The organism is Pseudomonas sp. 1912-s (assembly GCF_029269205.1).
Taxonomy (GTDB): domain Bacteria; phylum Pseudomonadota; class Gammaproteobacteria; order Pseudomonadales; family Pseudomonadaceae; genus Aquipseudomonas.
In genome coordinates this window covers 55,454-77,795 of the sequence record NZ_JARIXR010000011.1, presented here as the reverse complement: position 1 = coordinate 77,795, position 22,342 = coordinate 55,454, and the positions used below count along the sequence as shown (strand labels likewise).

General features: G+C 62.6%; 18 protein-coding genes. 5 read left to right on the top strand and 13 right to left on the bottom strand.

What is annotated here, in order from left to right; genetic code table 11:
* Positions 1-38 precede the first annotated feature (38 nt).
* From cobG to P3C29_RS16195, 5 genes are all read left to right on the top strand, one after another.
* On the top strand, positions 39-1,325 hold the full coding sequence (cobG, locus tag P3C29_RS16215; RefSeq protein WP_275964944.1) for a precorrin-3B synthase: 1,287 nt from the start codon (positions 39-41) through the stop codon (positions 1,323-1,325).
* Positions 1,318-1,944 carry a precorrin-8X methylmutase gene (locus P3C29_RS16210; RefSeq protein WP_010174005.1) on the top strand — a complete coding sequence of 209 codons (627 nt, stop codon included), beginning with the start codon at positions 1,318-1,320 and terminating at the stop codon, positions 1,942-1,944. Before cobG ends, P3C29_RS16210 begins: the two co-directional genes overlap by 8 nt.
* Positions 1,944-2,675 carry a precorrin-2 C(20)-methyltransferase gene (locus tag P3C29_RS16205; protein WP_003217336.1) on the top strand — a complete coding sequence of 244 codons (732 nt, stop codon included), beginning with the start codon at positions 1,944-1,946 and terminating at the stop codon, positions 2,673-2,675. The genes P3C29_RS16210 and P3C29_RS16205 overlap by 1 nt, the downstream gene beginning before the upstream one ends.
* Positions 2,675-4,315 (top strand): precorrin-3B C(17)-methyltransferase, encoded by a 1,641-nt coding sequence (gene cobJ / locus P3C29_RS16200; protein WP_275964918.1) that lies wholly within the window; start codon positions 2,675-2,677, stop codon positions 4,313-4,315. The genes P3C29_RS16205 and cobJ overlap by 1 nt, the downstream gene beginning before the upstream one ends.
* A 300-nt stretch (positions 4,316-4,615) precedes the next feature.
* Entirely contained in the window at positions 4,616-5,407 is a 792-nt protein-coding gene (locus P3C29_RS16195) for a hypothetical protein (RefSeq protein ID WP_275964917.1), read from the top strand.
* A 1-nt stretch (position 5,408) separates the two neighbouring features.
* Here P3C29_RS16195 and P3C29_RS16190 read toward each other — a convergent pair whose 3' ends face one another.
* The 13 genes from P3C29_RS16190 to P3C29_RS16130 form a co-directional block, all read right to left on the bottom strand.
* Positions 5,409-6,005 (bottom strand): MarC family protein, encoded by a 597-nt coding sequence (locus P3C29_RS16190; protein ID WP_003217330.1) that lies wholly within the window; start codon positions 6,003-6,005, stop codon positions 5,409-5,411.
* 163 nt (positions 6,006-6,168) lie between these two features.
* A complete protein-coding gene (locus tag P3C29_RS16185) occupies positions 6,169-8,943 on the bottom strand; it encodes a hybrid sensor histidine kinase/response regulator (protein ID WP_201126053.1) in 2,775 nt (924 codons plus the stop codon).
* 102 nt (positions 8,944-9,045) lie between these two features.
* Positions 9,046-10,338: a phosphoribosylamine--glycine ligase gene (purD, locus tag P3C29_RS16180; protein WP_275964916.1), complete on the bottom strand. Its 1,293-nt coding sequence runs from the start codon at positions 10,336-10,338 to the stop codon at positions 9,046-9,048.
* A 20-nt stretch (positions 10,339-10,358) separates the two neighbouring features.
* Positions 10,359-11,966, bottom strand: coding sequence for a bifunctional phosphoribosylaminoimidazolecarboxamide formyltransferase/IMP cyclohydrolase (gene purH / locus P3C29_RS16175; RefSeq protein ID WP_275964915.1), 1,608 nt, complete (start codon positions 11,964-11,966; stop codon positions 10,359-10,361).
* Positions 11,967-12,047: 81 nt separating this feature from the next.
* The gene (gene fis / locus P3C29_RS16170; RefSeq protein ID WP_003186237.1) at positions 12,048-12,368 is read right to left on the bottom strand and encodes a DNA-binding transcriptional regulator Fis; all 321 of its coding nucleotides are present in this window, start codon (positions 12,366-12,368) and stop codon (positions 12,048-12,050) included.
* Positions 12,365-13,378 carry a tRNA dihydrouridine synthase DusB gene (dusB, locus tag P3C29_RS16165; protein ID WP_010174025.1) on the bottom strand — a complete coding sequence of 338 codons (1,014 nt, stop codon included), beginning with the start codon at positions 13,376-13,378 and terminating at the stop codon, positions 12,365-12,367. Before dusB ends, fis begins: the two co-directional genes overlap by 4 nt.
* Positions 13,379-13,563: 185 nt before the next feature.
* Positions 13,564-14,799: a DUF3426 domain-containing protein gene (locus tag P3C29_RS16160; RefSeq protein ID WP_275964914.1), complete on the bottom strand. Its 1,236-nt coding sequence runs from the start codon at positions 14,797-14,799 to the stop codon at positions 13,564-13,566.
* A 30-nt stretch (positions 14,800-14,829) separates the two neighbouring features.
* Positions 14,830-15,708 carry a 50S ribosomal protein L11 methyltransferase gene (prmA, locus tag P3C29_RS16155; protein WP_275964913.1) on the bottom strand — a complete coding sequence of 293 codons (879 nt, stop codon included), beginning with the start codon at positions 15,706-15,708 and terminating at the stop codon, positions 14,830-14,832.
* A 275-nt stretch (positions 15,709-15,983) separates the two neighbouring features.
* Entirely contained in the window at positions 15,984-17,345 is a 1,362-nt protein-coding gene (gene accC / locus P3C29_RS16150) for an acetyl-CoA carboxylase biotin carboxylase subunit (protein WP_010174033.1), read from the bottom strand.
* Between the two features lie 17 nt (positions 17,346-17,362).
* The gene (gene accB, locus P3C29_RS16145; protein WP_003217309.1) at positions 17,363-17,824 is read right to left on the bottom strand and encodes an acetyl-CoA carboxylase biotin carboxyl carrier protein; all 462 of its coding nucleotides are present in this window, start codon (positions 17,822-17,824) and stop codon (positions 17,363-17,365) included.
* 25 nt (positions 17,825-17,849) lie between these two features.
* Positions 17,850-18,305 (bottom strand): type II 3-dehydroquinate dehydratase, encoded by a 456-nt coding sequence (gene aroQ / locus P3C29_RS16140; RefSeq protein ID WP_003217307.1) that lies wholly within the window; start codon positions 18,303-18,305, stop codon positions 17,850-17,852.
* A gap of 239 nt (positions 18,306-18,544) precedes the next feature.
* Complete coding sequence (locus P3C29_RS16135) at positions 18,545-20,506, bottom strand: methyl-accepting chemotaxis protein (RefSeq protein WP_275964912.1); 1,962 nt, start codon at positions 20,504-20,506, stop codon at positions 18,545-18,547.
* A 52-nt stretch (positions 20,507-20,558) separates the two neighbouring features.
* Entirely contained in the window at positions 20,559-22,229 is a 1,671-nt protein-coding gene (locus P3C29_RS16130) for a PleD family two-component system response regulator (protein WP_010174038.1), read from the bottom strand.
* Positions 22,230-22,342: the final 113 nt, after the last annotated feature.

Below are 22,342 nucleotides of genomic sequence, written 5' to 3'. Positions count from 1 at the left end.
TTTACCCGTGAACCGGTAGCCCTGTGAAACCACCACCACTGTCCAATACCTTGCGCCCCTCGGCTTGTCCGGGGTTGCTGCGTATTGTCCAGGCGTTGGATGGCGGGATTTGCCGGATCAAACTGGCGGGCGGTTCGATCCGCGCCGAGCAGGCGTTTGCCGTGGCCGACGCGGCCCAGGCCTATGCCGGCGGGGTGATCGAGGCGACCAACCGCGCCAACCTGCAGATTCGCGGGATCGGCGCCGAACCGGACGCATTGATCGCCGCCCTGCTGGCCGCCGACCTGGGCCCCAGGAGCGCCGCCGGGGACGATGTGCGCAACCTGATGCTCAGCCCCAGCGCCGGCATCGACCGCGACATGCTGTTCGATACCCGACCGTTGGCAGACGAGATCCTTGCCACCCTGGAAACCCACCCGCGTTTCCATGGGCTGTCGGCCAAGTTCGCCGTGCAGCTGGACGGCGGTGAGGCCCTGGCGATGCTCGAACACCACCACGACCTCTGGTTGTCGGCCTTCAACGCCAATGGCCAGACGCTATTGGCGTTCGGCCTGGCAGGCTGCCCGGCACAGGACGCGCCCCTGGCGGCGGTGCCTTTGGCGCAGGGGCATGCACTGGTGGTGGCGGTGCTGGAATTGTTCCTTGAGCTGGCCCGGCCCGAACACACCCGCATGCGGCACCTGCTGGCCGAAACGTCTGTGGATAACTTTCTGAGGCAAATAAACCTGCCGTTGCAGCCTGTCGACGGCTTCTCACGCCGCGAAAACCCCGCGCCGCTGCACCTGGGAAGTTATCCACAGCGCCAAAAAAATCGGCGCTACGTCGCCGCCGTCGCCCCTTTGGGCCGCCTGGATTCGGCGATGCTCAGGGGTGCCGCGCAACTGGCCGTCGAGCATGGCGACGCCACCCTGCGGTTCACGCCCTGGCAAGGCCTGCTACTGCCCAATATCCGGGATGCGGCGGCTGTGACCGAACGCCTCGAACAGCTTGGCTTTCTGTGTTCAGTGGACCAACCCCTGGCGCGCCTGATTGCCTGCACCGGTTCCAGCGGTTGCGCCAAAGGCCTGTCCGACACCAAGGCCGACGCCCTGCAACTGGCGACGCTTGCCCCAGGCCACAGCGTGCATGTGTCCGGCTGCCCGCGTTCCTGCGCCGCCGCACACACCGCGCCGGTCACCTTGCTGGCCGTGAGCCCCGGCCACTACGACCTCTATTTTCGCGACGCAGGCCTGCCCGGTTTCGGCCGCCTGCACGCGCGCACTCTTTCTATTGAAGCGGCGGGCGCCGTGTTGCGCGCCCACCCACGGAGCAACACCGATGATTGATTACATCCGCGACGGTCAGGAGATCTATCGCAACTCCTTCGCGATCATTCGCGCAGAAGCCAAGCTGGATCGCATTCCTGCCGACCTGGAAAAACTCGCCGTGCGGGTGATTCATGCCTGCGGCATGGTCGACGCCATCGACGGCCTGCAATTTTCCGAAGGTGCTGGCAAGGCCGGGCGCGAAGCCCTGGCCGCTGGCGCGCCGATCCTGTGTGATGCGCGGATGGTCTCCGAAGGCGTGACCCGTACGCGCCTGCCGGCCAACAATCAGGTGATTTGCACATTGCGCGATGACAGCGTGCCGGAGTTGGCCCGCGAGCTGGGCAACACCCGCTCCGCCGCCGCCCTGGAACTGTGGCGCCCGCACCTGGAAGGCAGCGTGGTGGTGATCGGCAATGCGCCGACTGCCTTGTTCTACCTGCTGGAAATGCTCGACGCCGGCGCGCCAAAACCCGCGCTGATCCTCGGGTTCCCGGTGGGTTTTGTCGGCGCTGCCGAATCCAAGGCCATGCTGGCTGCAGACAGCCGTGGCGTACCGTTCGTGATCATGCAGGGCCGCCTGGGCGGCAGTGCGATGGCCGCCGCCGCGGTGAACGCCTTGGCCACGGAGGTCGAATAATGCCGGCACGCGGACGTTTGATTGGCCTGGGCGTAGGCCCCGGTGACCCGGAACTGATTACCCTGAAAGCCCTGCGCCTGCTGCGCGAATCGCCGGTGGTGGCGTACTTCGTGGCCAAAGGCAAGAAGGGCAACGCCTTCGGCATCATCGAAGACCATCTGGTGCCCCAGCAAACCCTGATGCCGCTGGTGTACCCGGTGACCACGGAAGTATTGCCGGCGCCGTTGTCCTACGAACAAGTGATCAGCGATTTCTACGACACCGCCAGTGTCGACGTGGCGGCGCACCTGGATGCCGGGCGCGACGTGGCAGTGATCTGCGAAGGCGACCCGTTCTTCTACGGTTCCTACATGTATTTGCACGACCGCCTGGCCGAGCGTTACGAAGCCCAGGTGATCCCGGGCGTGTGTTCGATGCTCGGTGGCGCCTCTGTGCTGGGCGCGCCGTTGGTGTACCGCAACCAGAGCCTGTCGGTGCTTTCCGGCGTATTGCCCCATGACGAACTCAAGCGTCGCCTGGCGGATGCCGATGCGGCGGTGATCATGAAGCTGGGGCGCAACTTCACCAAGGTGCGCCAGGTATTGGAGGAGTTGGGGCTGGCGAGCCGGGCGTTGTACGTCGAGCGCGCGACCATGGCCAATCAGAAAATCGTCGCCCTGGACCAGGTCGATCCAACGTCCTCGCCGTACTTCTCGCTGATCATTGTTCCCGGCGAAAGGTGGCAAGGCTGATGACGGCTCCCGCGATTGTCATCCTGGGGCAGGGCAGCCTCGCCACGGCCCGGGCTATCCAGCAGGTGTATCCCGACGCGTTGATCCACGGCCTGGCCGGACGGGTCGAGGGCGCAGACCAGCCCTACACCGAATTCGGCGTTGCCGTGCGCCAGTTATATCAACAGGGCACGCCGATCATTGCGTTGTGCGCCGCCGGGATTGTGATCCGCACGCTGGCGCCGCTGCTGTTGGAGAAAGGCGTGGAGCCTGCCGTGCTGGCGGTCGCCGAAGACGGCAGCGCCGTGGTGCCGCTGCTCGGCGGCCTCGGTGGCGTGAACGTACTGGCGCGGGAAATTGCCGCCGCCTTGGGCGTTGCCGCTGCGATCACCACCAGTGGCGAGCTGCGTTTTGGCACCTGCCTGCTCAACCCTCCCAGCGGTTATCAACTCGGGGATCTGGAACTGGGCAAGCGCTTTGTGTCGGACTTGCTGGCGGGTGAGTCGGTGCGCATCGAAGGCGCGGCACCGTGGCTGGACCAAGCCAACTTGCCGCAGGATCAGCAAGCGCGTCTGGCGATTCATGTGGGCAGTGCCGAGCGCACGCCTGCGGCTAATGAACTGCTGATTTACCCGAAGAACGTGTTGGTCACCTGCCAGCCGGGGCCGCAATTGGCCGCCCGCATTCGTGCGGCGTTGCAGGACGCAGGGCTCGCCGTGCAGTCCCTGGCGTGTCTGCTGGCGGCTGAAACGCAGATGGCTGATTCGTCGTTGCATGAAGCTTCAATCGAGTTGGGCGTACCGTTGCGCTTTGCCGATTTGGCGACCCAGGTGGACATCGCGATCACGGTCGCCGACGCCCCTCTGGAACTGTCCCAGATCGGTCGCCCCCGTGGTCGCCTGGCGGTCATCGGCCTGGGCCCCGGCGCTGCCGAGCTGATGGTGCCCGCCGTGAAGGCCGAGCTGGCCCGCTGCACCGATGTGCTGGGTTACGAAACCTACGTGCGCATGGCCGGGCCATTCCGGCCGGACCAGATCCAGCATTGCACCGATAACCGCGAAGAAATGCAGCGCGCTCGTCACGCCTTTGAGCTGGCGGCGCAAGGGCGTTCGGTGGTGGTGGTGTCTTCGGGTGACCCGGGCGTATTCGCCATGGCCGCAGCGGTGATCGAAGCCCTGCACGAATCCAGCGACCCGGCCTGGCATCAGGTCGACCTGGAGATCCTGCCGGGCGTGTCGGCATCCCTCGCCACGGCGGCCCAGGCGGGTGCGCCGTTGGGGCATGACTTCTGCGTGATGTCGCTGTCGGACAACCTCAAGCCCTGGGCGATCATCGAGAAGCGCCTGGACCTGGCGTCCCAGGCCGACCTGGCGTTGGCGTTCTACAACCCGATTTCCCGTGCACGGCCCTGGCAGTTGGGGCGCGCCCTGGAGATCGTCGCGCAGCACCGCACGGCCGAGACGCCAGTGGTGTTGGGCCGCGATATTGGCCGCCCGGGCCAGACCCTGCGCGTCACGACCCTGGGGCAACTGACCCCGGAGCAAGTGGACATGCGCACCATGGTGCTGATCGGCTCGTCCACCACCTGTGTATTCCCCCGGGCCGGTGGTGGCGAGTGGGTGTACACGCCACGTTGGTACGGCGAGAAACCGGCCTCCTGAAAAACGGTGGCCCCGCCATGGGGCCGCCTTGAAAAAGCGCTCAGGTGATGGAAGAAAGGTCTGCTTGCCGAGTGTTTTTTGCATCGGGTCGAGTCGTACCTTTCTCTACCGGCTGAAGAAAAACACGGCGCCTTTCCACGCCGCCGGTTCATCCCCAACGTTTACTCAGCGCCGCCGCCCGGGGTGGTTTTTCCCGCGTGCTGCAGCGCGTTTTGTCGTCCATTTCCAGTAACTCAAAATCCCCGGCAACTCGACTAGTGTTGGCGTTAAGCCCCATGTTGGGGGTTATGGAGAATGGCTATGGAGCGAAATAACAGACGGATCAACAGTGCAAAACGCAGGAAGCTGATTGCCGCTTACCGGCTGCCGGGTGCGTCCGGCCTGTCGTCCGGGTGGGGCCCGCCGGTGAGGCCCGAGGGCGATGATGGGTTGAATGCGGCGGTGGTGAACAATAGTGTCATGTCGTTTGTGGACGGCATGACGAGCCTCAACAAGGAATACACCCGCAAGAGTTATCTGCTGGCGAGCAGCTACGTCAGCGATGTGTTGCGCATCGCACGGGGAACGGAGGCCTGGTACGACGAATTTATCAAGGTGATGATCAGCCTGGGCTGGATCCCGGTCAGGAGCAGTTTTGAGCGGGTGTACACGACCCGCAAAGGGTTGTCGGTGCAGTTGGCGGCGCTGAATCTGGTGGCGGCCGCGGTGGCTTCGACGTTCTTGTCGGGGCCGTTGATCAGCGCACTGCCCAAGCGGGTGGGTGATGCAGTGGAGGCCTTGAAGCAGCTCCCGGCCTCATTCGAGTTGTTCAAACGAAATACCACGACCCACGACGGTGGTGATTTCGGCTTGGCGTCCTGCTCGGAAACGGCGGGGGAAGTCTCGATGGTGTTGGTGACCTACAGTTCCCACGGTGTCAGCAAGCAGGTGGGCGTGCCGTTTCTGGAATGGGACAGTGGCTCCGTTGAAGCCTTCAGTGGTCGTACCTGCCTGGTGCTGAACAGCTCGGTGGTCAACGAAGCCACGCTTCAACTGCTGCGGGACAGCGCAGGGGACAAGGTCCGGCTGGCTATCGCCAAATACAGGATTTGATCTACGGCACCAGGTAACCGCGTACGCCGGTAAAGATGATTTGCGCGGCCAGGGCGCACACAAACAGCCCCATCAACCGGCTGACAATTTGCAAGCCCTGGTCGCCGAGGATGCGTTCGATTCGGTTGGACAGGTACAGCACCACGCCTACCGTCAGGCTGGCCAGGGCAATGCTGAGGATGGCAGTGATCTTGTCGTCCCAATGCGGCTGGCTGACGCCCATCACCAGCAGCGCACCGATGGTGCCGGGGCCGACGGTCAGGGGGATGGTCAGCGGCACGATGGTCACGTCCTGCTGTACGTTGTCGGTCTGCACCGCCGACTTGCCTTGGGCCATGCCCAGGGCCGAGATAAACAGCACACTGCCGGCGCCGATGCGGAAGGCGTCGACGGTGATGCCGAATACGCTGAAGATCACCCGGCCGAACAGGTAGAGCAACACGCTCGAGACCAGGGTGGCGAGGGCCACTTTCCAGGCCAGGCGCCGCCGCTCCTTGCTGGAGTAACCGCGAGTCAGGCTGATAAAGCAGGAGAGCACGAAGAAGGGGCTGTAGAGCACCAGCATCTTCAGGTAAACGCTGAATAGCACATGGAGCATGGGCGCGGCTCGCGGCGGGGACGTGTGGGGAGTCTATCAGGCGCCACGGAACAAATGTGGGAGCTGGCTTGCCTGCGATGGCGGTGTTTCAGACACTCGTGTGTGTGACTGATACACCGCCATCGCAGGCAAGCCAGCTCCCACAGGGATATCCTGTTTCAGGTCAGGTAGGTGCATGTTCCGGTCGCTGTTGGCGCTGCGCAACCCAATACTCCACCAGCTCACGCAACTGCGACAACTCCACCGGCTTGGCCATGTGCCCGTCCATCCCGGCCTGGCGTGCACGCTCTTTATGCTCTGAAAGAATGTGCGCTGTCAGCGCCACGATCGGCGTACGAATCCGCTGGTTGCTGACTTCCCATGCCCGCAGTTGCTGGGTGGCGGAGAAGCCATCGAGGATCGGCATTTCACAGTCCATCAACACCAGGTCGTAGCGCTGGGCCTTCATCGCCTGCAGGGCTTCTTCGCCGTTGCTCGCGGTGTCGGGCTGCAGGTTGAGCTTGCCGAGCATGCCGCGAATCACCTTGGTGGAGATGCTGTTGTCTTCCGCCACCAGGATCTTGAAATCACTCGGCACCGTCACGGGAACGGGGGCGCTGATCGCCGGCTGGCGAGGCTGCACGGCGCCCTTGCTGCGTTGGGTCAGTTCGTCGGCGAGCGTGGTCTTGAGGGTATAACCGGCCACGGGCTTGGCGAGGATGCGTTTGATCCCGCAGTTGCGCGCGATGATCTTGCTCGGCGCATTGCTGATGCCGGTGAGCATGATCAGCAAGATGTCGTGGTTCAGGCTCGGGTCTTCCTTGATCTTCGCCGCCAGTTGCATGCCGGTCATGCCAGGCATGTTCTGGTCCAGCAGCACCACGTCGAAATAGTCCCGCAGGTGCGCCTTGGTGCGCAGCAGCGCCAAGGCTTCCTTGCCCGACGGCACGGCGCTCACGTTCAGGCCCCAGGCCGTGCATTGTTGCACCAGCACTTTGCGGCAGGTGTCGTTGTCGTCCACCACCAGCACGCGTGCACCCTTGAGCGGGCCGTCGAGGTCGGAGGTCGGATGCTCCAGGCGTTCCGGGTCCAGCGGCAAGGTCAGCCACAGCGTGCTGCCCTGTTGGCTGCCACTCTTGATGCCGAACTCGCCGTTCATCAACAGGATCAACTGGCGGGCGATGACCAGGCCCAGATGGCCGCTCAAGCGGGTGGCGGACAGGAAGTTCTTGCTGTGCAACTCGCTGTGCAGCAGGGCGTCGCGCTCGGCGGGTTCCATCGGCAGGCCGCTGTCTTGCACGGCGATGCGCAGGCGCGGTTTGCTGCTGCGCTCGTCCAGTGCCACGACGATCAGCACTTCGCCTTCGTCGGTTTTTTGCAGGGCGTTTTCCAGCAGGCTCAACAGCGCCTGGCGCAGGCGTGTCGGGTCACCGCTGATCACCCGTGGCACTTGTGGCTGGATAAAGCTGATCAGCTCGACGTTCTGCTGTTCGGCCTTGGCGCGGAAAATACTCAGGCAGTCTTCGATCAACGCATTGAGGTCAAATTGCACGTCGTCCAGTTCGATCTGCCCGGACTCCAGCTTGGAGATGTCGAGAATCTCGTTGATCAGGGTGAGCAGTTCATTGCCGGCGCTATGAATGGTTTGCACGTAGTCCCGCTGCTTGACCGACAGCGGCGTGCCCAGCAGCAGCTCGGTCATGCCCAGCACACCATTCATGGGAGTGCGGATTTCGTGGCTGATCTTCGCCAGGAACTCGGCCTTGGCGGCGATTTCGGCATTGCTGGCCGCCAGGTCGCGGCTGAGGCTGAAGTTGTCTTCGGTGATTGCGCGCTGGCGTTCGCCCAATGCCAGGCTCATCAACAGGCCGCTGAGGCAGATAAAGCCGAGCAGGGTGACGATCAAGCCTTGGGGCGCCACCAGTGTCAGGCCCAGCAACGCGGGCAGGATGATCAGCGTGCCGATGTTGAAGATCACCATCGCCACCATGAACAGCCGCGCCGGGCGATAACCTTTTTGCCAGTGATAGGCCGAGACGAACAGCATGCTCAGGCCGGCCAGCGCCACCAGGGCGTAGGTGATGATGTTCAGGGGCAGCGTATTGACGAACAGCAGCAACAGCCCGACCAGGACGATCAGCAGGATGTCGGCCATCAACAGCTTGTTCAGCGGGTGCGGGCCCAGGGGGGCAAAAAAACGGTAGGCGAACATCAGCCCGCACGGTGCCGTCAGCAGCAGGGCGAGGTAGGCGCCGGGGGTTTGTACCGCGTGCCAGTTCGGCAGCCACGGCCCCACCACGTTGAGCAACAGCGCCAGGCTGAGCATCAACAGCACTTCGCAGGCGGCGAGCCACAGGCTGCTGCGGGAGCGATGGTATGCGTAGCGGGTCAGGTTGTGCAGGATCAGCATCACCAGGCAGCCGAACAGCAGCCCGTAGATGAGTGTCTGGTTCTGGTTGGCCGCGGCCAGTACGGCGGGCTCCAGGGTGATGTAGGGGCGCAGTTCGTGTTCCGAGACCATGCGCAGGTACACGTCCAGCGGCTTCTGGCTTTGGGGCATCGGCAGCATGAAGTCGCTGCTGGGCAGCGGGCGCTCGGCCTGGGGCTGGCGGGTGCCGGTGGCTTGCTGCTCCACCAGGGTATCGCCGTCGAGCACGTACAGGTTCAGGTGAGACAGGTCGGGGGCGAATACCCGCAGCACTTGCTCGTGCTTGCCGGGTTGCAGCCTGAAGCGCACCCACAACGCACCGTCCGGTTGCGCGGCGGTAATCCGGTCCAGTTCGATGGGGCTGAATTGATTGATGTAGCGGGGCGAGCGGATATCGCTCAGTTGCAGATCGGCCTGTTCATCAAGCAATACCGCCCAGCCACTGCCTTGTGCGGCGGCCTGGGCCGGAAGCAAGCAGAGCAAGGTCAGCAGACTGACAGTGAAACCTATGGCGATCCTGAGCCAGCGCACGGCGAAATCCCTTCGTAGGTTGATGCATGGGTATAACTATGCGCGGGACCACAAGAGTAGGGCAAGGGCCAAGGGCCCCTGCCTAACCGAACGGATAGCTGTTTACTGACTTTCGCCACGCTCACGGGCAATGGCGCGGTAGCCAATGTCGGTGCGGTAGAAGCAGCCCTTCCAGTCGATCTTTGCCGCCAGCTTGTAAGCCTGTTGCTGGGCGGCATCTACGCTGCTGCCCATGGCGGTTGCGCACAATACGCGACCACCGGCGGTGACCACCTTGCCATCCTTGAGCGCGGTGCCCGCGTGGAACACCTTGCCTTCCAGCGTAGCAGCCGCGTCCAGACCTTCAATCACATCGCCCTTGGCGTAGTCGGCCGGGTAGCCGCCGGCGGCCAGCACGATGCCGACGCTTGGGCGCGGGTCCCATTGGGCTTCGACCTTGTCCAGGGCCTGGGCCAGCGCAGCTTCCACCAGCAACACCAGGCTCGACTGCAGGCGCAGCATCACCGGTTGGGTTTCCGGGTCGCCGAAGCGGCAGTTGAACTCGATGACTTTCGGGTTGCCGGCCTTGTCGATCATCAAGCCGGCGTACAGGAAGCCGGTGTACACGTTGCCTTCGTCCGCCATGCCGCGCACGGTGGGCCAGATCACCAGGTCCATCACGCGTTTGTGCACGTCGGCGGTGACCACTGGGGCCGGGGAGTAGGCACCCATGCCGCCGGTGTTCGGGCCGCTGTCGCCGTCGCCCACGCGTTTGTGGTCCTGGCTGGTGGCCATCGGCAGCACGTTCTTGCCGTCGACCATCACGATGAAGCTGGCTTCTTCGCCGTCGAGGAACTCTTCGATGACGACGCGCGAACCGGCTTCACCGAAAGCATTGCCGGCGAGCATGTCGCGTACGGCGTCTTCGGCTTCGGCCAGGGTCATTGCGACGATCACGCCTTTACCGGCGGCCAGGCCGTCGGCCTTGATCACGATCGGTGCACCGACCTCACGCAGATAAGCCAGGGCCGGCTCGATCTCGGTGAAGTTCTGGTAGTCGGCGGTCGGGATCTTGTGGCGCGCCAGGAAATCCTTGGTGAAGGCTTTCGAGCCTTCGAGCTGGGCAGCGCCGGCGGTAGGGCCGAAGCAGTCCAGGCCGCGGCTGCGGAACAGGTCCACAACGCCGGCCACCAGCGGCACTTCCGGACCGACGATGGTCAGGGAAACGTTTTTCTCGGCAAAGTCTGCCAGTTGCTCAAGGGCCAACACGTCGATGGCGACGTTTTCGCACTTGGCTTCAATGGCGGTGCCGGCGTTGCCGGGTGCAACGAACACTTTCTGGACGCGCGGGTCCTGGGCAACTTTCCAGGCCAGGGCGTGTTCACGGCCACMGCTGCCAATGATCAAAACATTCATTTCAAAAACCTCGAATTCTGTTAGTGGCGGAAGTGGCGCATGCCGGTAAACACCATGGCGATGCCGGCTTCATCAGCCGCTGCAATCACTTCTGCGTCACGCATCGAGCCGCCTGGCTGGATTACTGCAGTCACGCCAGCTTTTGCGGCGTTGTCGAGGCCATCACGGAACGGGAAGAAAGCGTCGGACGCCATCACCGAGCCCTGCACTTGCAGGCCGGCATGTTCGGCCTTGATCGCAGCGATACGCGCCGAGTTCACACGGCTCATCTGGCCGGCGCCGACACCGATGGTCTGGCGGTTCTTGGCGTAGACGATGGCGTTGGATTTAACGTACTTGGCGACTTTCCAGGCGAAGATCAGGTCGTTGATTTCCTGTTCGGTCGGGGCGCGCTTGGTCACCACTTTCAGGTCGGCACTGCCGATCATGCCGATGTCGCGGCTCTGTACCAGCAAGCCGCCGTTGACGCGCTTGTAGTCCCAGGCAGCAGCACGCTCGGCCGACCACTCGCCGCAGGCCAGCAGGCGCACATTGGCCTTGGCAGCAACGATGGCGCGTGCTTCTTCGCTCACGGACGGGGCAATGATCACTTCAACGAACTGACGCTCAACGATCGCCTTGGCGGTCTCGGCGTCCAGCTCACGGTTGAAGGCGATGATGCCGCCGAAGGCCGACTCGGTGTCGGTGGCGTAGGCCAGTTCGTACGCCTGGCGGATGCCGCCTTCAGCGTCCGGGCTCACGGCCACGCCGCACGGGTTGGCGTGCTTGACGATCACGCAGGCTGGCTTGACGAAGCTCTTCACACATTCCAGCGCGGCGTCGGTGTCGGCCACGTTGTTGTAGGAGAGCTCTTTGCCTTGCAGTTGGGTTGCAGTGGCGATGCCGACTTCGGCGGGCTTGGCTTCCACGTAGAACGCCGCGCTCTGGTGCGGGTTCTCGCCGTAGCGCATTTCCTGGGCCTTGATGAACTGGCTGTTGAAGGTGCGCGGGAACTGGCTGCGACCTTCTGTGCTGAGGGTTTCAGCCGCCTGGTTCACGGTGCCCATGTAGTTGGCGATCATGCCGTCGTAGGCAGCGGTGTGTTCGAAGGCCTTGAGCATCAGGTCGAAGCGCTGGGCGTAGGTCAGGCCGCCGGCTTTCAGGCTTTCCAGCACGTTGGCGTAATCGCTGGCGTTCACCACGATGGCCACGTCTTTGTGGTTTTTTGCTGCGGAGCGAACCATGGTCGGGCCGCCGATATCGATGTTTTCGATGGCGGTCGGCAGGTCGCAGCCTGGCTTGTTGATGGTGGCTTCGAACGGGTAGAGGTTAACGGCCACCAGGTCGATCGGCTTGATGCCGTGCTCGGTCATGATGGCGTCGTCGATACCGCGACGACCGAGGATCCCGCCGTGGATTTTCGGGTGCAGGGTCTTGACCCGACCGTCCATCATTTCTGCGAAACCGGTGTAGTCCGCCACTTCCACTGCGGCCACGCCGTTGTCCTGCAGCAGTTTGAAGGTCCCGCCGGTGGAGAGAATCTCCACGCCCAGGGCTTCCAGCTCCCGGGCAAATTCGAGGATCCCGGTCTTGTCGGAGACACTGATCAAGGCACGGCGGATCGGCAGGCGGGTAGTCTGGTCGGTCATTTCAATTTCCATCAAAAGCAAAGGAGTCAGCAAAAAAGGCGACCGTTTTTACGCGGGCGCCTTTCTGGTTTGATTGAATGCTTACAGCAAATCGTACTGCTTGAGTTTCTTGCGCAGCGTGCCACGGTTCAGACCGAGCAGCTCACTGGCCTTGGTCTGGTTGCCCTTGACGTAGTTCATTACGCTTTCGAGCAACGGCGCCTCGACTTCGGAGAGCACCAGGTTGTACACGTCCGTGACGGCAGCGCCCTCAAGGTGGGCGAAATAATTGTGCAGCGCCTTCTCGACACTCCCGCGAAGGGTCTGGCCTTCTTCGCTCGGCGTGTTGAGGTGCTGTTTCAAATTGACGTTGTCGCTCACGGGTGTTGTTCCACTCACTAAAGTCTCGGTCATCATCGTCATGCGGCCACCCCTTCTCCGTCCCCTGTCACCAGGCTCTTGTAACGCTCGCAGAAGAACTCACGAACGTTGGCGCACTGTGCTTCCGTATCATCCAAACGATTGAAGTGGGCGCGAAACTCCCTGGCGCCCGGCAAGGTTGCGAGATACCAGCCCACATGCTTGCGAGCAATGCGTACTCCCATCACGTCTCCATAGAAGGCGTGCAGGGCGGCCAGATGCTCTAGCAGAATACGTTCCACCTCGATCAACTCCGGTGCCGGCAACACTTCGCCGGTACGCAGAAAATGCTCGATCTCACGAAAAATCCACGGCCGCCCCTGGGCAGCCCGGCCAATCAACAGGCCATCGGCGCCGGTCGCGTGCAACACGCGCCGGGCTTTCTCGGCTGAATCGATATCGCCATTGGCAAAGACGGGAATCGACACCGCCTGCTTGATCGCGGCAATGGTGTCGTACTCGGCTTCACCGGTGTAAAGGTCGGCGCGGGTGCGGCCATGCACCGCCAGCGCTGTAATGCCCGCCTGCTCGGCGATCTTCGCCACCGTCAGGCCATTCTTGTTGTCCCGGTCCCAACCGGTGCGGATCTTCAGGGTGACCGGCACATCCACTGCAGCGACAACGGCATGCAGGATCTCGCTCACCAACTGCTCATCCTTCAACAGGGCAGAGCCTGCGGCCTTGTTGCAGACCTTCTTGGCCGGGCAACCCATGTTGATATCAATAATCTGCGCCCCCAACTCCACGTTGGCCCGGGCCGCATCCGCCAGCATTTGCGCATCACCGCCGGCGATCTGTACCGAGCGGGGCTCGGGATCACCTTCGTGGATCATGCGCATCCGCGATTTGCGGGTGTTCCACAAGCTCATGTCGCTGGTGACCATTTCCGAGACTACAAGCCCTGCGCCCAAACGCTTGCAAAGCTGACGAAAGGGCTGGTCGGTGACCCCCGCCATCGGGGCGAGGATCAAGCCGTTGTGCAATGTGTATGGGCCGATGCGTACCGCCGACATAGGACTTCCCTGTTGTGGGGCCGGATCATTAGAGTTCGAAAAAGGGTTGGCATGATACCCGCTCTCGATGACTGGATAAAGGCTGAATTGGATAAAATCTGAGCAGTTATTTTCTTATCGCCACCGGTTTGGTCAAACGCGGTGCAGTCAATAATCTGCCGTCAAACCCCGGCCCATGAGCCGGATCACTCGGGAGAGTGGAAGCTCAGGCTGTAATTCACCGCTTTGTTGCCCGGGTCGAGAATGTCCAGGGCAATGTGGATCGGCGTCTGGGAGGGCATCTCGGTCTGGCCTGCCAGCTCACCGCTGAGGTACTCGGCGGGTTTGAAACGACGACTGGCGATCATATTCCCGTTCATGTCGGCAAAGCGTAGCTCCAGCAACGGGAACGGTTGGGAAAATGTCGCGCGGTTATAGATGATCGCGTCTACCACCAGGGCGCCGGCGAACTCCGGGTGGCTGCGCACCACCAGGTTGCTGCTCTTGATGTGGGCGATATCGACCCGTGATGGCACGGTGCAGCCCAGTTTCGGACACAGTTCCTGGAACCACGGGCGATAGGCGTCCTGGCGTGCCAGGTCGTCGAATTGGTAGGCGACGTATTGTCCTGCCAGGCCGGCGGCGGCCAATAGCACCAACAGGCCCCAGAACAGGCGGCGGCCCCAGCCGGAGGAGCGCTTCTGGGAATACAGGTGCAGCGGGTCGTCTTCCAGGTCCTGCAGCATGTCGTCGTGGGCGTTGGCCCCGGGGCGAGGGCGCTTGCGCTGCGGGCGTTCGGGGTGTTCGGGTTCCGGTTCGACGGGGTCGGCGGTTACCGGCGGGTCGAGTGCTTCATCGGCGATGCCTGCGTGCAGCGGCGGCTCGTCGTCCGGCTCGACCGCTTCAAGCGACATCGAAGGCTCGGTGCGCTTGGGTTTGCCGGGGGTGGCCTTGGCCGGTTGAGGTTCATCGTCCGGTTGCGGGGCTTGCGCCCGATCGTCCCGCGGCTCGCTGAACAGGCTGGCGGCCCATTGCTCTTCCTCGGCTTTGGCCGTATCGCGGCTGGCGCTGAGGGAATCTTCCTTTTGCCGACGGTCGGAACCGTGTTGGCGACGGTCTGCACCCACGGGTTGGGTGTGTTGAATCTCGCGACGTTCCAGCTTGGCCAGTTCTTCGTCGAGGTCCAGGTTATCCAGGTCCAGCTCTTCGGCGGTCCATTGCTTCTGGCTGATGGCCCGCGGTGCTTCGGGTGGCGGTTCAGTTGCTGCCGGTGCCTGGGACGCGGGCGCGCTGGCGCGCTGCTCCAGCAGTTGGCGCGCGGCATTGAACACTTGCAGGCACGAGCCACAGCGCACCACGCCACGGGCCACGCTCAATTGAGCATGGCTGACGCGAAAGCGCGCTTGGCAATGTGGGCACTGGGTGACGAAACTGTCGGTCATGCGGCCATCCGATTCATGCAGGCGCTCATTCTAGCGCCGACGACCGCTGATGCGTACCCAGCCGTCGCGGTTGGCGATCGGGTCCAGCTCGAAATCCTGGGCGTAGGCGGCGGCAACGTCTTCGCCCTGTTCGGCGAGGATGCCCGACAGCGCCAGGCGCCCGCCTGGCTTGACCAGGCTCGACAGCTGCGACGCCAGGGAAACCAGCGGCCCGGCCAGGATATTGGCCACCAGCACGTCAGCCTTCACCTGGGGCAATTGCTCCGGCAGGTACAGCGGGAATTTTTCTTCGGCGATGTTATTGCGCCCGGCGTTATCGCGGGAGGCTTCCAGGGCTTGCACGTCGATGTCGGTACCGACGGCTTCCTTGGCGCCCAGCAGCAGGGCGGCGATTGCCAGGATCCCCGAGCCGCAGCCGAAGTCCAGCACGTTGCAGTCTTGCAGGTCCTGGCCGTCGAGCCATTCCAGGCACAGGGCGGTCGTCGGGTGAGTGCCGGTGCCGAACGCCAGGCCCGGGTCCAGCAGCAGGTTCACGGCGTCAGGCTCGGGGGCGGCGTGCCAGCTCGGCACGATCCACAGGCGCTGGCCAAAACGCATCGGCTGGAAGTTGTCCATCCAGCTGCGTTCCCAGTCCTGGTCCTCGATGATTTCGCTGTGATGTTCCGGCAACGGGCCGCCGGTGAGCAGTTCCATGTGGGCCAGGACGCTGGCGGCATCGGTGCCGTCTTCGAACAGGGCCAGCAGATGGGTGTGGGACCACAGCGGGGTGGTGTTGAGCTCGGGCTCGAAGATCGGCTGGTCTTCGGCGTCCATGAAGGTCACCGACACGGCGCCCACTTCGAGGAACGCGTCTTCGTAGGTTTCGGCTTGTTCTGGGCTGATGGCGAGACGGACTTGCAGCCAAGGCATGGCGGGCACCTTTGAAAAAATGAGTGTGCAGCGGGGTAGGGCTGCGAAAGCGCGCCAGTTTACGCGAGCGGCGGGCAGAAGACGACACCACTGACTGCACGCAGCCCAAATGTGGGAGCTGGCTTGCCTGCGATAGCGCAGTGTCAGCGGAGTATTACCTCACTGATCCACCGCTATCGCAGGCAAGCCAGCTCCCACAGGGTTTTAAGGTGTTTTTTGTATCCCACAAACAACAAAGCCGCCCGAAGGCGGCTTTGTTGGGTGGATCACTTCGCTTACTGATTAGCCAGCTTGTGTTCCAGGTAGTGAATGTTCACACCACCTTCGCAGAAGCCTTCATCGCGAACCAGATCCCGATGCAACGGGATGTTGGTCTTGATGCCGTCTACCACGATTTCGTCCAGGGCGTTACGCATACGGGCCATGGCCTCGTCGCGGGTGGCGCCCCAGGTGATCAGCTTGCCGATCAGCGAGTCGTAGTTGGACGGAACCTTGTAGCCGCTGTACAGGTGCGAATCCACACGTACGCCGTTGCCGCCGGGCGCGTGGAAATGCTTGACCAGGCCAGGGCTTGGGATAAAGGTTTTCGGGTCTTCGGCGTTGATCCGGCACTCCAGGGAGTGGCCGTGGATCTTCACATCATCCTGGGTAAACGACAGCTTGTTGCCAGCGGCGATGCTCAGCATTTCCTTGACGATGTCGATACCGGTGACCATTTCAGAAACCGGGTGCTCTACCTGCACACGAGTGTTCATCTCGATGAAGTAGAAGCGACCGTTCTCGTACAGGAACTCGAAAGTGCCTGCGCCACGGTAGTTGATGTCGATGCACGCCTTGACGCAGCGAGCCAGTACTTCCTGGCGAGCGGTCTCGTCCAGGCCCGGTGCCGGAGCTTCTTCCAGTACCTTCTGGTGACGACGTTGCAGCGAGCAATCGCGGTCGCCCAGGTGGATGGCGTGGCCCTGGCCGTCGGACAGTACCTGCACTTCCACGTGACGTGGGTTGGTCAGGTACTTTTCCAGGTAGACCATCGGGTTGCCGAACCAGGCGCCCGCTTCGGAGCGAGTCTGCTTGGCGGCTTCGATCAGGTCTTCTTCCTTGTGTACCACGCGCATGCCGCGACCACCGCCGCCACCGGCGGCCTTGATGATCACCGGGTAACCGACTTCGCGACCAATGCGCAGGGCGGTGGCCTCGTCTTCAGGCAGCGGGCCGTCGGAACCTGGAACGGTAGGTACGCCGGCAGCGATCATGGCGTCCTTGGCCGAGACCTTGTCGCCCATCAGGCGAATGGTTTCGGCTTTCGGGCCGATGAAGGCAAACCCGGATTTCTCAACCTGTTCGGCGAAATCGGCGTTTTCCGCGAGGAAGCCGTAGCCCGGGTGAATACCATCCGCGCCGGTGACTTCAGCTGCAGCGATGATGTTCGAGACTTTCAGGTACGAGTTCGTGGCCAGTGGCGGGCCGATGCAGATGCTTTCGTCCGCCAGTTTCACGTGCATCAATTCGGTATCGGCCGTCGAGTAAACAGCGACGGTCTTGATGCCCTCTTCCTTACAGGCGCGCAGGATACGCAGCGCGATCTCGCCGCGGTTGGCGATCAGGACTTTTTGCAGTTTCTTCGCAGGTTTCAACATCGAAGGCGCTCCGCGGTTCAAACGATGGTGAACAGCGGCTGGTCGTACTCAACCGGCTGACCGTTTTCTACCAGGATGGATTCGATGACGCCGGCTTTTTCAGCCGTGATGTGGTTCATCATCTTCATCGCTTCAACGATGCAGATGGTGTCACCCACTTTCACGGTTGCGCCGACTTCAACAAAGGCTGGCGAAGTTGGTGCCGGGGTGCGGTAGAAGGTACCGACCATTGGCGACTTGACCACAAAACCGTTCAGTTTAGGTGCAGCAGGGGCTTCGGCAGCGGCCGCAACCGGAGCAGCAGCCACTGGCGCAGCGGCAGGGGCCGGCGCTTGCATCTGTGGAGCGTAGAACTGTTGGGCCGGGGTCTTGCTGTGACGGCTGATCCGTACGGATTCCTCGCCTTCCTTGATCTCCAGCTCGTCGATACCGGATTCTTCCAGCAGTTCGATCAGTTTCTTAACTTTACGGATATCCATGAATCATCAACTCCCAAAGGGTCGGTCAGGGGCGCTTGGCCGTGTCTTCAAGCTGTTCCAGGGCGGCCTCCAGGGCCAGTCGGTAACCGCTGGCGCCAAGGCCGCAGATCACTCCTACCGCAACGTCGGAGAAGTAAGAGTGATGGCGGAAAGGTTCGCGTTTGTGCACGTTCGATAAATGCACTTCGATGAATGGGATGCTCACCGCCAGCAGCGCGTCACGTAATGCAACGCTTGTGTGCGTAAAAGCGGCGGGATTGATCAGGATAAAGTCCACGCCTTCGCTGCGCGCGGCATGGATGCGATCAATCAGTTCGTACTCGGCATTGCTTTGCAGGTAGAGCAGATGGTGGCCGGCATCACGTGCCCGTCGCTCCAGATCGAGGTTGATCTGTTCGAGGGTCACTGCCCCGTAGACGCCCGGTTCGCGGGTGCCGAGCAGGTTCAGGTTGGGTCCGTGAAGAACCAGTAAGGTCGCCATCGGCTGTTCCTTGTTATTGATGTGGGCACGGTAGAACCCGGCGACTATGCCGCAAAGGCTTTGTGACTGTCCAGTTCTATGCAGTAGGCAGCACGATTAGCGAGGATTGCGCAAAATATGTGACCGAGGTGTCAGATTCGGTCACTTGTAGGAGCCGGCTTGCCGGCGATGGCGTCTGTGAGTGCTGCGGTGAGAGTTCGGGACTCATCGCCGGCAAGCCGGCTCCTACAGGATGTGCATTAGACGCGAAATGCCTGCACGGCGGTGTTGAGTTGCCCGCCCAGCACCAGCAAGTGCTCGCCCTGGCTACGCCCTTGGCCAATTCGCAGCAAGTTGTCCTCGCCCAACTGGTGAATTCGCTCACTGTTATCGCGGATTTCACTCACGGCGCCACTTTGCTGGGCCGTCACATCGGCAATCCGCACGGCGGTATCGGAAATGGTCTGGATCGCCCCGACGATTTCATCCAGCGCGCCGTCGGCCGCCTGGGCTTGCTCGGCGGTGGCTTCGGCGTGTTCGACCTGGGCGCGCATGCCTTCCACCGATTGCCGGGCGGCGGTTTGCAGGCCGGCGATCAGGTGCTGGATTTCGGCGGTGGCGCCGGCGGTGCGCTGGGCCAGGGAACGTACCTCGTCGGCGACCACCGCGAACCCGCGGCCGGCCTCACCGGCCCGGGCGGCTTCGATGGCAGCGTTCAGTGCCAGCAGGTTGGTCTGGTCGGCAATCGAGCGAATCACCGTGAGCACGCCGCCGATGGTTGCGGATTCTTCGGCAAGTTTCTCGATCATCTGCGCATTGATCTGCACTTCGCCGACCAATGCGTGCAGGCCGGTCAGGCTCAAGCCGATCACGCGCTGGCCCTGTTCCACGGCCTCGCCCGCACTGCGGCTGGCGGCGGCGGCCTGGCTGGCATCGCCGGCTACCTGCTGGATCGTCGCTTCCAGTTCGCCAAGGGAATCGCGAATCTGCGCCGTATCACCGGCCTGGCGCTCGGCACCGTCATGCATGCCGCTGCTCAGTTCCGCCAGCGCGCTGCTGCTGCCGGCCACTTGCTCGGCGTTGCCTCTGATGGTGCCCACCAGGTCTACCAGGTAGGCGCGCAAGCGGTTCAGGGACTCTTCGATATCGTGCAGCTCACGGTTGGTCTTGCCCAAGGCAATGGGCTGGCTGAAGTCGCCCTCGGCCCATGTGGACAAGGCCGGCGCCAGGTTGGTCAGCACCCGAGCCAGGCGCCGTTGCAAGGTATCGATCAACAGTGCGATCAGCAAAATCAGGCCGATCATCACGCCTTGCATCAGCCGCACTTCGCCCTGGATCTGCGCGTGCTGGGCCCGCACCACGGGCTCCAGCGCAGCGATGGCTTGCTGCACGGCGTTGATTTTCAGGTGGGTGGCGGTGGCCAGTTCGGTGCGTTGCTGGATTTGCTCGCGGGTCCGTTTCAGCTCGGCGGGGTAGCGAGTCAGCAGGCTGTTGAGCTCGCGTTTGAGGTCGACACCGGTGTCCTGGGCCACGGTTTTTTCGGTATTTTCCAGGCCCATCATGGCCGAGAAATCGTCGGTATTGGACTCGCTGCTGGCTGTCACGCCCAGCAGGGGCAATTGCCCCAGCACGTCAGCCTGGCTGCGGATGTTGCTGACTTCGCGTTCTACATCGTCGGCCAGTTCGCTGCGCCCGCTGCTCACCAGTTTGTCCCGGGCCAGGGAGAGTTTGGCCAGGTGCTGGGAGGCGGCCAATAAAGGCGGCAAATAACGCGCAGACTCCGGCGAATTCACACCGCTGGCGTACTGATTCAGTTGCTCAAGGTTGGCACCCAGTTCGCGTTCGGCTTGCAGCAGCAGGGCTTGCGGGTCGCCGGCCAGTTTGCCGGCGGCCAGCAGGTCGGTTTTGCTGAAGGTATCCAGGTCGACCAGGCTGGGGCGCAGGTTGTGCGCCAGGTCGGCCGGCAGTTCGTCCAGGTGCTGCAGCAGGTTCTCCAGGCTCTGGCTGGCGCTGCTCAGGCGCAGGGCGTCGCCGCTGGCGAGGTAATCGTCGATATTGCGTGCGGCCTGGTTCTGAAAGGTCTGCGATAGGCCGAGGTAGCGCTCCATCAGCAGATAAGGCCGTTCCAGGGCGCGTTGCGACCACCAGAGCGTTGCGCCCAGGGCCAGGCAAACGGCGACCAGAAGGAGGGTGTTCAGATTCGTCAGCAGCTTCAGGCGCATGCGTGGTTTCAACCGACAGCAGAAGTAAGTGCCTGAAGTTATTGCGTTTCTATTACAGAGTTATGACGGATTCGGTGGATTCCGGTGAAAAGGTGGCACTTTGCTTTGATGCGCGGGCCGACATCACCCGGTTACGGCCTGCATCCTTGGCGCGGTACAACGCCTCGTCGGCCTGGGCGGCCATCATCAGGCTGTCGGAGCCGTCGCAGAGCTCCACCACGCCGGCACTGAACGTGCACCACAAATCCTGAGGCTGGGCGGGATAGTGAATCTCGGCGAAGCGCCCGCGAATCTCGTCCAGTACCTGGCAAGCCCTGTCGAGGTCGGTGTCGGGCATCACGATGGCAAATTCTTCGCCGCCGTAACGGCCTATATAGTCGGTCTTGCGCAGGCGCTGCTTGAGAAAAAGCGCGAGGCTCTTGATCACCCGGTCGCCCATGGGGTGGCCGTGGCTGTCGTTGACCCGCTTGAAGTGGTCGATGTCGAGCATCGCAAAGCTCAGCGGCTTGTTTTCACGGCGTGCGCGGAAGCTGCAGTCTTCCAGCAGTTGCAGGATGTGCGTGTGGTTGTACAGCCCGGTGAGGCTGTCGCGCACCATTCGCGCCTTGAGGTTACGCGCCCGCGCCGCGCGGTTGCGCACGGTGGTGATCAGGTGCCGGGGCTTGATCGGCTTGGTGAGGAAGTCGTCGCCGCCTTCGCTCATGGCGTCCAGTTGCTTGTCCAGGTCGTCTTCGGCCGAGAGGTAGATGATCGGCACGCTGACGTAACGGTCATTGTGGCGGATCACCTTGGCCAGTTCGGTACCGGTACAGGCTGGCATATACATGTCGAGGATGATCAGGTCGGGCTGGAAGTCCGCCAGCTCGGCCATGGCCTGGATCGGTTCGATCAGGGTGCGGGTGACGATGCCGGCGCTGTTGAGCAGGCGCTCGGTGTGCATCGCCTGGGCCCGCGAGTCGTCGATGATCAGCACTTTGTAAGGTTCGTACTGGGCAACGCAGGTCAGCACTTCGATTTTTTCCAGCAGGCTCGAAGCTTCCAGGGTTCCGGTGAGGAACTCCTGGCCACCGGCGCGCACGGCGGCCAGGCGGGTGGGCGTGTCGGTTTCGTGCAGGCTGAAAAACAGCAGCGGGAGTTTTTGCTCAAGGCCTTCCTGGGCTTCGGCGGCAAGCTTGAGACCGAGGCCGGCGCCGCAGAAATCCACGTCCATAACGATAGCGGCGGGCAAGCGCTCGGCCATCGAGGCGCGAAATGCCGCCACGCTGTCGAGGGACTGGGCACTCAAACCAAAGAATTCCAGTTGCTTGGCCAGGCGCTCGGCGCGGTCGTGATCGGCCAGCATCACGTAGATCGGCTTGCGCATGGGCGGCAGTAAGGTTTGTTCCAGCTGGTCGCCCTGGCGCAGGCCGGTGCGGGACAAACGCTGCATCAAACGGTTGAGTTCGGTGATCAGGTGGCTGCTGAGGCGACCGCGGTTGTCGTCCACGGCCTTGAGTGAATCGCTGATCAGGTGCGCCAGCTGGCCGTGTTCCGGCTGCTCGAAGCGTTCGGCAAAACGCAGCAGGCGCAGGTTGGCCTCACTGAGCTCGGACAAGTCAGTGGTCGACCATTCGCTGCGTTGCAGGCGCTGCCAGATCTCAAGAATTTGACGTGCCTGATGAATTACCCGCTGGGCAAAATGGTGCTTGAGGCGCTCACGGCTGGGGTCTTCTGGCTCGGTCATATCCTGACTACTAGTTAGGCTGCATGCTGAGGTCGAACTGATGGCTCTATGCTAGCACCTCTTTTCCTTTGCACGAGTGTCATACGTCAATTAACTGCGAGGTCCTGGATATT